The organism is Pseudomonas sp. LB3P93, from assembly GCF_054898025.1.
In genome coordinates, this window is sequence record NZ_CM142713.1 from 4,869,553 (window position 1) to 4,882,693 (window position 13,141).

At 59.8% G+C, this 13,141-nt stretch carries 6 protein-coding genes; 1 reads left to right on the forward strand and 5 read right to left on the reverse strand.

Annotated features, from left to right (window positions below; all coding sequences use genetic code 11):
- Positions 1-98: 98 nt before the first annotated feature.
- On the reverse strand, positions 99-1,709 hold the full coding sequence (locus tag ACYZT8_RS22135) for an ATP-binding protein (RefSeq protein WP_461975939.1): 1,611 nt from the start codon (positions 1,707-1,709) through the stop codon (positions 99-101).
- A complete protein-coding gene (locus ACYZT8_RS22140; RefSeq protein ID WP_461975941.1) occupies positions 1,706-2,419 on the reverse strand; it encodes a response regulator in 714 nt (237 codons plus the stop codon). The genes ACYZT8_RS22135 and ACYZT8_RS22140 overlap by 4 nt, the downstream gene beginning before the upstream one ends.
- Positions 2,420-3,160: 741 nt before the next feature.
- On the opposite strand from ACYZT8_RS22140, the gene ACYZT8_RS22145 reads away from it, so the two are divergent.
- Positions 3,161-6,055: a ribonucleoside-diphosphate reductase subunit alpha gene (locus tag ACYZT8_RS22145; RefSeq protein ID WP_461975943.1), complete on the forward strand. Its 2,895-nt coding sequence runs from the start codon at positions 3,161-3,163 to the stop codon at positions 6,053-6,055.
- A gap of 242 nt (positions 6,056-6,297) precedes the next feature.
- Here the strand turns inward: ACYZT8_RS22145 and ACYZT8_RS22150 are convergent, their stop codons facing one another.
- Genes ACYZT8_RS22150 through ACYZT8_RS22160 form a run of 3 tightly spaced genes read right to left on the reverse strand, consistent with a single transcriptional unit; the run spans position 6,298 to position 13,035 of the window.
- Positions 6,298-9,927 (reverse strand): beta strand repeat-containing protein, encoded by a 3,630-nt coding sequence (locus tag ACYZT8_RS22150; RefSeq protein ID WP_461975945.1) that lies wholly within the window; start codon positions 9,925-9,927, stop codon positions 6,298-6,300.
- A gap of 58 nt (positions 9,928-9,985) precedes the next feature.
- Positions 9,986-11,296, reverse strand: coding sequence for an HlyD family type I secretion periplasmic adaptor subunit (locus ACYZT8_RS22155; RefSeq protein WP_461975947.1), 1,311 nt, complete (start codon positions 11,294-11,296; stop codon positions 9,986-9,988).
- Positions 11,296-13,035, reverse strand: coding sequence for a type I secretion system permease/ATPase (locus tag ACYZT8_RS22160; protein ID WP_461975949.1), 1,740 nt, complete (start codon positions 13,033-13,035; stop codon positions 11,296-11,298). The genes ACYZT8_RS22155 and ACYZT8_RS22160 overlap by 1 nt, the downstream gene beginning before the upstream one ends.
- Positions 13,036-13,141 lie beyond the last annotated feature (106 nt).

Sequence of the window (13,141 nt, forward strand, 5' to 3'; positions counted from 1 at the left end):
TCGCGGGCAAGCCCGCTCCCACAGGGATCTATGCAACACCACAAATCCTGTGGGAGCCGGGCTTGCCCGCGATTAGGCCAGCACAGACACCTACAATCTCACCGCCTCTCCTGATTCCTCGGCCAACTCAGGCTAAAGCAAGCCCCGCCCAGACTCTTGCTCCTGCTGATCAACGCCCGCCCGTCATGCCAGTGGATGATGCGCCGCACGATCGACAACCCCAACCCATGCCCGCCCGACGCCCGGGTGCGGCTGTCATCAAGACGCAGGAACGGCGTGAAGATTTTCTCCCACGCCGACTCCGGCACACCCGGCCCGTCATCTTCGATGTCCACCCGGCAACGCTGCTGCCCTACCTGATAACTGACGGTCACCCGCGACGAGGCATGGCGCATGGCGTTGCTCACCAGGTTCTGGATCGCCCGGTGCAAATAGCGCGGCTCGGCCTCGACCCAGGCGTCGTCGCAATCGGCGGCGGACAGGCACAACCCGCGCTGCACCGAGACGTCGGCACGTAGCGGTGCCAGCTCTTCGATCACCTGATTGACCAATGCATCCAGATCGATCCGCTGGAAATTCAGCGCCGGCGAGCCCTGCTCAAGCCGCGCGTAAGTCAGCATCTCGTCCACCAGTTTGTCCAGGTCCTCGATGTCGTGATCCATGCCTTCGCGGTATTTCTCCAGGGCCTGCGGCGTGGTGGCCGAGCCAATCATCTCCAGGCCAAAACGCAGGCGCGCCACCGGGGTGCGCAACTCATGGGACACCGCACGCACCAGTTCACGCTGGATCGCCAGCAACTGCTGCAAGTGCTCGGCCATGCCGTTGAACGCCGCGGCCAGTCGCCCCACCGAGTCCGCGCCGCGTGCCGGCACGCGGGTTTCCAGGCTGCCCTTGGCGATGCGCGTGGCAGCGGCTTCGAGGCCACGCAAGCGGCGTTCAAGTTGTCGCACCAATAAATAGACGATCAAACCGATCAGGCTCAAGCCGAGGGCCGCGATCAGCACCAGCCATTCCGGTGGATACGGATTCATTTGATACAACGGGCCAATTTCCAGCACCCACGGCGTACCGACCATGCCGGCAAACACCCGGATCGAGTCGCCGCCCTTGCCCAGCGCCATCACCGTATCGCCTTCGGAGACACGGCGGCTCTGGTCTTCGTCCATGTCCGCCTGCTCGACGGTGACCAGCCGCAAGTCGAAACCGAAGCCCTTGTCTTGTTTCAATTGCGCCAGGCGCTTGGGCTGTTCGGCCACCGGTACGCGCACCAGTTCGTCGGCCAACAGGTAAATAGTCGCTCGCGCCAGTTGCTCGCTGATCTGCTGCACCTCGCCCGTGAGAACAAGTTGCTCCTTGTCACTGACCAAGCGATAAACCCTTGCCGCGTGCGGGCCGGTCTGTTCCACCAGCGCCTGGCCGCGCAGCACGCGGGTGCGCTGCGTCAGGTCGAGGTCGGTCTGGGCAAAGGTCTTCAGCGCCAACGGAATACCCAGCAATCGTTCCCACACCAGCAAGGCTCGGTGGCGCTCGGTTTCGTTCATCGGGTTCAGGTTGTCGGCCATCAGCGAAAAAGTGCCGTGGGCCAGGCGTTCACGGTATTGCTCGCTGCGCACCTGATTGAGCAGGTGCAACGCCAGTACGCCGAGCACCGCGACCAGAATCAGCGCCGCGCACATGCCGCCGTAGATGCGCAGGAAGATTGAGTTCACAGGGTGCAGGCTTCCGGAACGAACAGATAACCTTTGCTGCGGATGGTTTTGATCAGTCGTGGATGATCCGGATCGTCGCCAATTTTCGGACGAATGCGCGAGATGCGCACGTCGATGGAGCGGTCCTGGCCGTCATAGCCGATGCCGCGCAGCGCGGTGAAAATCTCTTCCCGGGACAGGATGCGCCCGGCGTTGGCCACCAGCAGCCACAGCAGATCAAATTCGGCGCTGGTCAGTTCGATGCCGTTGTCATTCAGCCAGGCCTCGCGCAATGCGTTGTCCACCACCAGCGGACCGAACTGCAGGCGCCGTTGTTTTTCCGGGGCCACTTCCGGGGCTTCACTGCGGCGCAGCAACGCCTGGATGCGCGCCAGCAGCAGGCGTGGACGCACGGGTTTGCACACGTAATCGTCAGCACCCAGGTCGAGGCCAAGAATCTGATCCGTGTCGTCGGTGCGGGCGGTGAGCATCAGGATCGGGCCGTCATACTTGTCACGGACCTTGCGGCAGATACTCAGGCCATCTTCGCCGGGGAGCATCAGGTCGAGGATCACCAGGTCCGGCTTTTCATTAATGATGCGAGCAGCGGCCAAGGCTCCATTGCCCTCGATCAATACGCGCAGGCCATTGGCTTCCAGGTAATCGCGGGTCAGTTCGGCCAGTCGCTGGTCGTCCTCCACAATCAATATCTGCCAGGCTTCTTGCTCCACGGTGACCTCTGCTTGCCAACAACACGAATAAAGGAAGGATCCGCCCGTCTTTTTGTAATGAATGGGGAGGATAAGAAAGCGTACACACTGGCCGATTGTATAAACGCCGAACGCCGAGAACACAAGCCGGCAAATGCGTTCGGACAACCCGGTTTTTTGTGATAGGGTTCGCGCCCTTAAAAATCCGAATGACTGTTTTCGGTCGCTGAAAATCAGTGAAAAACGGTCGACTCCAGCTAGGTCGCGGCCTACACGCCTGTTCCCTGTTTCACACACAATTTACGCACAGGTTTATCCACAGGTAGTACGTTGCAACACCCTCCAAAACGCATTATCTTGTACCTCGGCGCGAAAAAAACCCTACATGTAGGGTTTTACGCCAAAAACCAAACACAAACCGGATACCGATTTCAAGCGCTTTTATTGCCTCTTTCCGGTTGAACCAAACGTATTTTCGAAAGACCAAACCGCGCGTGCGGATGGCTACTGTTTTTGAGCCCGAAACGGCGATAACGGTACGGGTGTTGCAGTCAATTACTGCCACCCAAAACGGAATTCGGTTTCAGGCCCAAGGCGTGACACCAAAGACTTCGGCATGGAAGCGGCGCCCAACAGCCCCCTTCCTGATCTGTCCCGAAGTTGGTATGCCCGGCCCCCCCGCCGGTTGTAGTGCTTCAGGACGGAACGGTGGGCACCGTGATGGTGCCCAAACAAACATAGAGAATGTGGAGACAACCCCCCATGCAAACCGACACAACTCGCGAGAACCCGCAGGGCACCTTGCCGCAGGCCGCTGATTCGACTTCGGATCTGTCCGCCACCGCGCCTGGCCAACTGCGCGTGATCAAGCGTAACGGCACTGTCGTTCCTTACACCGACGACAAAATCACCGTCGCGATCACCAAAGCGTTTCTCGCAGTTGAGGGCGGCACCGCTGCCGCCTCGTCGCGAATCCATGACACCGTTGCCCGCCTGACCGAACAAGTCACCGCAACCTTCAAGCGTCGCATGCCTTCGGGCGGCACCATCCACATCGAAGAAATCCAGGACCAGGTTGAACTGGCCCTGATGCGTGCCGGCGAGCAGAAAGTTGCGCGCGACTACGTGATCTACCGTGACGGTCGTTCGAAAGAACGCGCTGCCCACGCACCGGCCGAAGAAGCAGTCAACGCTCACCCGTCGATCCGCATCACCCGCGCCGATGGCACCTTTGCTCCTCTGGACATGGGTCGCCTGAACACCATCGTCACCGAAGCGTGCGAAGGCCTGGAAGAAGTCGACGGCGACCTGATCCAGCGCGAAACCCTGAAAAACCTGTACGACGGCGTGGCCCTGACCGACGTCAACACCGCCCTGGTGATGACCGCCCGTACCCTGGTCGAGCGTGAGCCGAACTACTCGTTCGTGACCGCCCGCCTGCTGATGGACACCCTGCGTGCCGAAGGCCTGAGCTTCCTGGAAGTCGCTGAAAGCGCCACTCACCACGAAATGGTCGACCTGTACGCCAAGGCCCTGCCGTCGTACATCGCCAAGGGTATCGAATTCGAATTGCTGAACCCGATCCTGGCCACCTTTGACCTGGAAAAACTCGGCAAGGCGATCAACCACGAGCGCGACCAGCAGTTCACCTACCTGGGCCTGCAAACCCTGTACGACCGTTACTTCATCCACAAGGACGGTATCCGCTTCGAACTGCCGCAGATTTTCTTCATGCGCGTGGCCATGGGCCTGGCGATCGAAGAGAAGCAGAAAGAAGACCGTGCGATCGAGTTCTACAACCTGCTGTCGTCCTTCGACTACATGTCGTCGACCCCGACCCTGTTCAACGCCGGCACCCTGCGTCCACAGCTGTCCAGCTGCTACCTGACCACCGTGCCGGATGACCTGTCGGGCATTTACCACGCGATCCACGACAACGCCATGTTGTCGAAATTTGCTGGCGGCCTGGGCAACGACTGGACGCCGGTTCGTGCGCTGGGTTCGTACATCAAGGGCACCAACGGCAAATCACAGGGCGTTGTTCCGTTCCTGAAAGTAGTGAACGACACCGCCGTCGCCGTTAACCAGGGTGGCAAGCGCAAAGGCGCTGTCTGTGCCTACCTGGAAACCTGGCACATGGACATCGAAGAGTTCATCGAACTGCGCAAGAACACCGGTGATGATCGTCGTCGTACCCACGACATGAACACCGCCAACTGGATCCCTGACCTGTTCATGAAGCGCGTCTTCGATGACGGCCCGTGGACCCTGTTCTCGCCATCCGAAGTACCGGACCTGCACGACCTGACCGGCAAAGCCTTCGAAGAACGTTACGAGTACTACGAAGCGCTGTCCCAGTACCCAGGCAAGATCAAGCTGTTCAAGACCATCCAGGCCAAAGACCTGTGGCGCAAAATGCTGTCCATGCTGTTTGAAACCGGCCACCCATGGCTGACCTTCAAAGACCCGTGCAACCTGCGCAGCCCGCAGCAGCACGTGGGCGTGGTCCACAGCTCGAACCTGTGCACCGAGATCACCTTGAACACCAACAAGGACGAGATCGCCGTTTGCAACCTGGGCTCGATCAACCTGCCGAACCACATCGTCAACGGCAAGCTGGACACCGCCAAGCTGGAACGCACCGTGAACACCGCCGTTCGCATGCTCGATAACGTGATCGACATCAACTACTACTCGGTGCCACAAGCGAAGAACTCCAACTTCAAGCACCGTCCGGTCGGTCTGGGCATCATGGGCTTCCAGGACGCTTTGTACCTGCAGCACATTCCTTACGGTTCCGACGCTGCCGTCGAGTTCGCCGACAAGTCGATGGAAGCTGTCAGCTACTACGCGATCCAGGCTTCCTGCGACCTGGCCGATGAACGCGGCGCCTACGAGACGTTCCAGGGTTCGCTGTGGTCCAAAGGTATCCTGCCGCTGGATTCGCAACAGATCCTGATCGAGCAACGTGGCCAGAAGTACATCGACGTTGACCTGAACGAATCCCTGGACTGGGCACCGGTTCGTGCCCGTGTGCAGAAAGGTATTCGTAACTCCAACATCATGGCCATCGCACCGACCGCGACCATCGCCAACATCACTGGCGTCTCGCAGTCGATCGAACCGACTTACCAGAACCTCTACGTGAAATCGAACCTGTCGGGCGAATTCACCGTGATCAACCCGTACCTGGTTCGCGACCTGAAGGCTCGCGGTCTGTGGGACTCGGTCATGATCAACGACCTGAAGTACTACGACGGTTCCGTTCAGCAGATCGAGCGCATCCCGCAAGAACTCAAAGAGCTCTACGCGACGGCCTTCGAAGTGGACACCAAGTGGATCGTTGACGCGGCAAGCCGTCGCCAGAAGTGGATCGACCAGGCTCAGTCGCTGAACCTGTACATCGCTGGCGCTTCGGGCAAGAAGCTGGACGTGACCTACCGCATGGCCTGGTACCGTGGTCTGAAAACCACTTACTACCTCCGTGCCCTGGCCGCGACCAGCACCGAGAAGTCGACCATCAACACCGGCAAGCTGAACGCTGTTTCCAGCGGCGGCAACCATGGTGAAGATTCGGTCCTGGCAGCCCCTGCCGGCCCTGCTCCAGTGCCGAAAGCTTGCGCCATCGACGAGCCGGATTGCGAAGCTTGCCAATAAGCTGAGCCGGTGAGCGCTGAAAGGCGCTTACCTGGATAACCCCCGATCAGTCCTCTGGATTGTCGGGGGTTTTCTTTTGCCTTCCTTTTAAGATCAAAAGATCGCAGCCTCGTTTCACTCGACAGCTCCTACAGAAAGTCGCGGCAAAAAAAACGGCGAAGCCCGAATAAGGGTTTCGCCGTTTGTGTTTTGCCCGCCGCAATATCCATCAGTTTTCGATGAATGCTGCCGCGTTGCGACGCTTAAACCGGAACGGTGAACGAGTCTCCGTTGTTGGTCATGAACGTCTCGATGGTGTTGGACCCGGCATACCAGTCCTTCAGGAAAACCCCGGAGTCCAGGTTGCCACTTTGCAGGTCGGCGGCATTGAAGATGTAGGCGCCCAGGTCGTTCTTGACCACCCGGACATCGCTCAGGCTCTGGATGTTTTTCAGGGTGACGGTATCCACACCGGTGGTGCCGTCATCGAAGATAGCGACCATGGTTTTGGAGGAAACGAAGTACGCATCGCTGCCCTCGCCACCATAAGCATCACCCGCGGCGCTCAGGTACATTTTGTCGGCACCTGCGCCACCCCGCAGTTCATAACCGCGTCCCAGCCCCATCAAGGTGTCGTTGCCGTCACCTCCGTCAGCAACGCCCGACAGCACCGTGATGTTGTCATTACCGGCATCGCCGTAATAGATCGAGCCGACGTCATGGTTGGGACCGATGAGGTAATCATCACCGTTACCACCATGAAGGATGTTGACCTGGTTGGCATCCGAGGACGTTACCGACAACGCCCCCAATACAGTGAAACTGTCGCCGTACAGGATGTCGTTGCCGTCACCGCCGTAAAGGGTGTCGTTACCGGCACCACCTTCCAGCATGTTGGCGTTGGCATTACCGGTCAGCGTGTCATCAAAGACAGAACCGACCAGGTTATCGATGCCGCTGAGGACATCCCCTTGCGCATCGCCACCCGTGCCGACGCCTGTCAGCAGATTGACCTGCACCGCGTCGGAGCTGTTCACGTACCAGGCAGCGTCACCGCGGCCCACACCGGTCAAGACGTCAGCACCCGCGCCGCCGACAAAGCTTTCGACTGCGTAGGCGCTGCCGGTAAAGGTGTCCGCGTAATTGGAGCCCTGGAACGCTTCGATGCCGGTATACAAGTCGCCTGCGGCCACACCACTGACGAGCGGAGCACTCAGATCGACGGTGACGCCCGAGCTTTCATAGGCAAAACTCAGAATGTCGACACCCGTGCCGCCATCGAATCGGTCAGCGCCCGCACCGCCAACGAAGATATCGTTGAAGTTCGACCCGTTGATCTGCTCGATACCGCTGTAGACGTCACCCGCGGCGAACCCCGTACTCGCGACACCTGCCTTGGTGCTGATCATCAACACGTTGTTGCTGTCGGCATAACTGACGATGTCATAACCGGCACCACCGATGAGCTGATCCGCACCGTCGCCACCCGACAGAACATCATTGCCTGCCCCGCCGGTGATGATGTTGTCAGTGGCATTGCCGCGGCCGGTGAAGTTACCGGTCCCGGTGAAGGTCAGGCGTTCGACGTTGTCGGCCAGCACCTGGGTGTTGAGCTGGGTACGCACTTCATCGTCACCGCCACCAACCTGCTCGACCACTGTCGCGCCCTGGTTGGTGATGATGTAGACGTCATTACCAGCGCCGCCCTCAAGGGTTTGAATCGGGTTGTAACCCGTCAGGGTGTCGTTGAACACCGAGCCGATGACACGTTCGATGTTCGCGTAGCTGTCGCCCTGCGCATCGCCGCCCAGGCCTTTGGCCGTCAGGAAGTTCACGTCCACCGCACTGCCTGAATCGGAGTAGTCCACGGTGTCAGTACCACTGGAGCCGTCGAACGAGTCGGCGACAGCGCCACTGATAAAGGTATCGTTGCCGTTGCTGCCCTGCAAAATCTCGACACCGCTGTAGCTATCGCCTGCCGCAACACCGAGGTTGGTACCGGTTTTGGTGTTGATCGTGACCGGCACTTCATTAAAGCTGTCGGTGTAGCTCACCGTGTCCGTGCCTGCACCACCGATGAACTGGTCCGAGCCGCCGCCACCACGCAGCACGTCGTTACCCGCACCGCCGGTGATGATGTTGTCACCAGCATTACCCGTGCCTGTGAAGTTACCCGTACCGACGAACGTCAGGCGCTCGACGTTGTTGGCCAGCACCTGGGTGTTGAGCTGGGTCCGCACTTCGTCATCGCCACCGCCGGCCTGTTCGACCACGTTGCCGCCCACGTAGAGGTTGATGTTGTACACATCATTGCCCGCACCACCTTCCAGCACATGGTTCGAGTTGCCTGCCGTCAGGTTGTCGTTGAACGCCGAACCGACCACGCGTTCGATGAACGCATAGCTGTCGCCTTCGGCATCACCGCCCGTGCCTTTGCCGGTTTGCAGGTTGATGTTGACGCCAGCGCTCGAGGCCGAATAGTCGATGGTGTCGATGCCATTGGCACCGTCGAACGAGTCGGCGGCAGCGCCACTGATGAAGGTGTCGTTGCCGTTGCTGCCCTGCATAATCTCGACACCGCTGTAGCTATCGCCTGCCGCAACACCGAGGTTGGTACCGGTTTTGGTGTTGATCGTGACCGGCACTTCATTAAAGCTGTCGGTGTAGCTCACCGTGTCCGTGCCTGCACCACCGATGAACTGGTCCGAGCCGCCGCCACCACGCAGCACGTCGTTACCCGCACCGCCGGTGATGATGTTGTCACCAGCATTACCCGTGCCTGTGAAGTTACCCGTACCGACGAACGTCAGGCGCTCGACGTTGTTGGCCAGCACCTGGGTGTTGAGCTGGGTCCGCACTTCGTCATCGCCACCGCCGGCCTGTTCGACCACGTTGCCGCCCACGTAGAGGTTGATGTTGTACACATCATTGCCCGCACCACCTTCCAGCACATGGTTCGAGTTGCCTGCCGTCAGGTTGTCGTTGAACGCCGAACCGACCACGCGTTCGATGAACGCATAGCTGTCGCCTTCGGCATCACCGCCCGTGCCTTTGCCGGTTTGCAGGTTGATGTTGACGCCAGCGCTCGAGGCCGAATAGTCGATGGTGTCGATGCCATTGGCACCGTCAAACGAATCGGCGGCAGCGCCACTGATGAAGGTGTCGTTACCGTTGCTGCCCTGCAAAATCTCGACACCGCTGTAGCTATCGCCTGCCGCAACACCGAGGTTGGTACCGGTTTTGGTGTTGATCGTGACCGGCACTTCATTAAAGCTGTCGGTGTAGCTCACCGTGTCCGTGCCTGCACCACCGATGAACTGGTCCGAGCCGCCGCCACCACGCAGCACGTCGTTACCCGCACCGCCGGTGATGATGTTGTCGCCAGCATTACCCGTGCCTGTGAAGTTACCCGTACCGACGAACGTCAGGCGCTCGACGTTGTTGGCCAGCACCTGGGTGTTGAGTTGGGTCCGCACTTCGTCATCGCCACCGCCGGCCTGTTCGACCACGTTGCCGCCCACGTAGAGGTTGATGTTGTACACATCATTGCCCGCACCACCTTCCAGCACATGGTTCGAGTTGCCTGCCGTCAGGTTGTCGTTGAACGCCGAACCGACCACGCGTTCGATGAACGCATAGCTGTCGCCTTCGGCATCACCACCCGTGCCTTTGCCGGTTTGCAGGTTGACGTTCACGCCTGATGCAGAGTTTGCAAAGGAAACGGTATCCATCCCGTTCCCGCCATTCAAAACATCCGCACCAGTGCCTCCGTCCAACAGATCATTGCCTTCCCCTCCGCTCAGCGAATCATTCCCGGCAAAACCGTAGAGCTCATCCGCATCTTGGGTGCCTACCAGAGTATCCGTACCCGATGTTCCATTAATCACTGCCATTTTTTCTTCCTTGCCGTTTGATGAATCGGTAGCCCACACACAACACTTCAGCGGCGCATCATCCTTCCCGGAATGCGCGCTGAGCATGATCACTGATCGGTTTGAGCAGATAAGACATGACACTACGGGAGCCGGTCTTGATCATCGATTCCACGGGCATGCCCGGCACCAGGGCCAGCTCTTGCAGTTTTGCCATTTCACTCTTGGGGATTCTTATACCCGCACGGTAGAAGCCGACACCGGTGCGTTCGTCCTGAATCAGATCCGCCGAAAGGCGAACCACCGTGCCGGACAATTCAGGCGTGGTGCTGCGATTGAACGCGCTCAGGCGCAACGTGGCGTCCTGGCCAAGAGACACCTGATCGATATCCTGGGAACTGATCTTCGCCTCGACCAACAACTCGTCATCGGCCGGCACGATCTGCATCAAGCCTTCCGCCGGGGAAATCACCCCGCCCACGGTGTGCACCGTCAATTGCTGCACCCGGCCGGCTATAGGCGAGGTGATATCGATGCGTTTGAGCTGATCCTTGGCGCTGATTTCGCGTTCGACCAATTCACCCTGGCGCGCCAGCAAGTCGCGTAGCTCCTCGGAGACTTCGCTGCGAAAGGTCTGGTCGACCTGCAACCGTTGCAGGTCGGTTTCGGCGATTTTCCCCCGGGCTTCGGCAATGGCGGCCATGAGCTGCCCGCGCTCGCCGCGCAACCGGGTCATGCCGCGAGCCAGCGCATTGACTCGATCCAGGGTCATCATGCCTTTGTCGAACAGCTTCTTGACGGCTTGATACTCCTTGTCGATCAGCTCGATTTCTTCGGTCTTGGATTGCTGCTGCAAGTCATGGCCGACAATGGTGTCGTTGAGTTGCCGAATCCGTTCGCGCAGCTGTTTCTTCTGCCCTTCGCGGGACGCGCGACGGTCCAGGAACAGTTGCTGCTCGCTGGCCATCACCGCCCGTGCTTCGTCAGCGCTCATGCGCATCAGCAACTCTTTGGGCACCGTGACTTCATTGGCATTGTCGCGCTCGGCTTCCAGGCGAGCCTGACGGGCCCAGGCCTGATTCAAAGACTTGCTGACAATCGCCTGACTGGCCGCCGGCAATGTGGCATCGAGGCGCAGCAGCACATCACCTGCCGCGACCTGCTGCCCTTCCTTGACCAGCAACTCGGCCACGACGCCGCCGGTTGGGTGCTGAATCTTTTTGACGCTGCCTTCTACCGCGAGGGAGCCCGAAGCAATCACCGCACTGGACAGGTCGGTGCAGATTGCCCAGGCCAGGCCACCGCCCAGCAGCACAACCAGCGAAATCATGCCCAGCCGCAGATGACGGGACAGCGAATGGGTCAGGGTGCTTTCTTGATCGTTTTGCATCAGTTGGACGCTCCCAGCTCAACGACATTGGTGGCAGGCCGCGATGGCGTGGGCGCAGGTCTTCTGAGCACGGCGTCTCTGGGTCCGAAGGCAACCTGAGCGCCGTTTTCCAGAATCAGTACCTGATCGATGACCGACAGAATGTTGGTGCGATGGGCAATTACCACGACCACGCCGCCTCGGGCCTTGATCGAAAGGATCGCCCTGGCCAGCGCTTGTTCACCCTCGGCGTCGAGGTTGGAATTGGGTTCGTCCAGCACCACCAGGAACGGCTCGCCGAACAACGCTCGGGCCAGCGCAACACGCTGGCGCTGGCCGGCCGACAGGTTGACGCCGCCCTCGCCGACCTGGGTTTCATAACCCTGGGGCAATTGCAGAATCAGCTCGTGTACACCCGCCTGCTGGGCGGCGGCGACAATCGCGTTGTCCGCCGCTGAAGGATCCAGCCGTGCGATGTTCTGAGCCACGGTGCCGGTGAACAGGCCGACGCTCTGTGGCAGGTAACCGATCAGTTTGCCGCGCGCCTGATCCGTCAACAGATCAAGCGGCGCACCGTCGAGTCGCACATGCCCGCGAGCCGGTCGCCAGGCATTGACCAGCACGCGCGCCAATGAAGACTTGCCCGAGGCACTCGGCCCCACCACGCCCACCGCGGTGCCCGCTGCCACGCTGAAATTGACGTTTTGCAGTGCCAGGCGCTGGCTGCCGGGAGGTGCGGCGAAAATGCCTTCGACGTGCAGGCTGCGATGAGCAGCCGGCAATTCGGTCTTGTTCTGCTGATCGGGAAACAGGTTGAAGACTTCCAGCAGTTTCTTCCAGGCGATGTGCGCGCCCAACAGGCTGCGCCAGGTGGCGATGACTTGCTCGGCGGGCGCCAGCGTGCGGGCGACGATGATTGAAGCGGCGACCATCGTGCCGCCGCTCAAGTCCCCCTTGATCACCAGATAGGCCCCTAGGGCCAATGAACCGGATTGCACGGCCAGCCGCAGGTTCTTGGAGATCCCGCCAAAGAAGCTGCCGATGTCCACGGAGCGCCGTTGCAGTGTGGTGTAAGTGCTGTGGTGGTGTTGCCAGATGGCCGAGGCATTGCCGACCATGCCCATGGCCGCCAGCGCCTCGGCGTTCTGGTGCGATTGCTGGCCGTGATGATTGCGCTTGTTCAGCGCATCGGCCGAGGCTTGCATCAGTTGACGGGTTTGGCGGTCGGTCATGACCGTCAACGCGATGAGGATGATCATCAGCGCGGTGGTCAACCAGCCAAACGCCGGATGGATATAGAAGCAGACCGCCAGATAGACCGGCATCCATGGCAGGTCGAAAAACGCGACCAGCCCGGGGCCGCCGATAAAGCCACGGATCTGATCAAGCTCCTGCGCCGGTTTCAAGGCGTCGCCGGTGATCGGGGTTTTCAATGAGGCGCCGGAGATGACGCTGAACACTTTTGACGACAGCGTCAGGTCCAGGGAGGAAGCGATGCGCACCATGACCCGGGAACGAACAATGTCCAGCAGACCGGACAGCGCGTATACGCCAAGTACCAGCAAACCCAGCGCGACCAGGGTCGGAATGCTTTGGCTGGGAATGACCCGGTCATAGACTTCAAGCATGAACACCGGGCCGATCAGCGCCAGAATATTGATCACGCCGGAAAACAACGCAGCGCCGATCAATCCGCGACGCAATACCGATTTCAGTTGCAGCGCCACGACAGGCGCACTGACGGCTTTATGGCTCATCACTGGTGTTCCATCCTTAGAGTGTTGCAGGGCTTCCATGTCGCCGAACTGGCGTTCTGGCTGTATCAAACAAGTCGTATGAAACTTTGACGCGTATCGACCTGCGCCA

Coding starts and splice junctions, on each gene's coding strand:
- ACYZT8_RS22145 (WP_461975943.1), top strand. CDS start 3,161: ATGCAAACCGACACAACTCGCGAGAACCCGCAGGGCACCTTGCCGCAG.
- ACYZT8_RS22150 (WP_461975945.1), bottom strand. CDS start 9,927: ATGGCAGTGATTAATGGAACATCGGGTACGGATACTCTGGTAGGCACC.
- ACYZT8_RS22155 (WP_461975947.1), bottom strand. CDS start 11,296: ATGCAAAACGATCAAGAAAGCACCCTGACCCATTCGCTGTCCCGTCAT.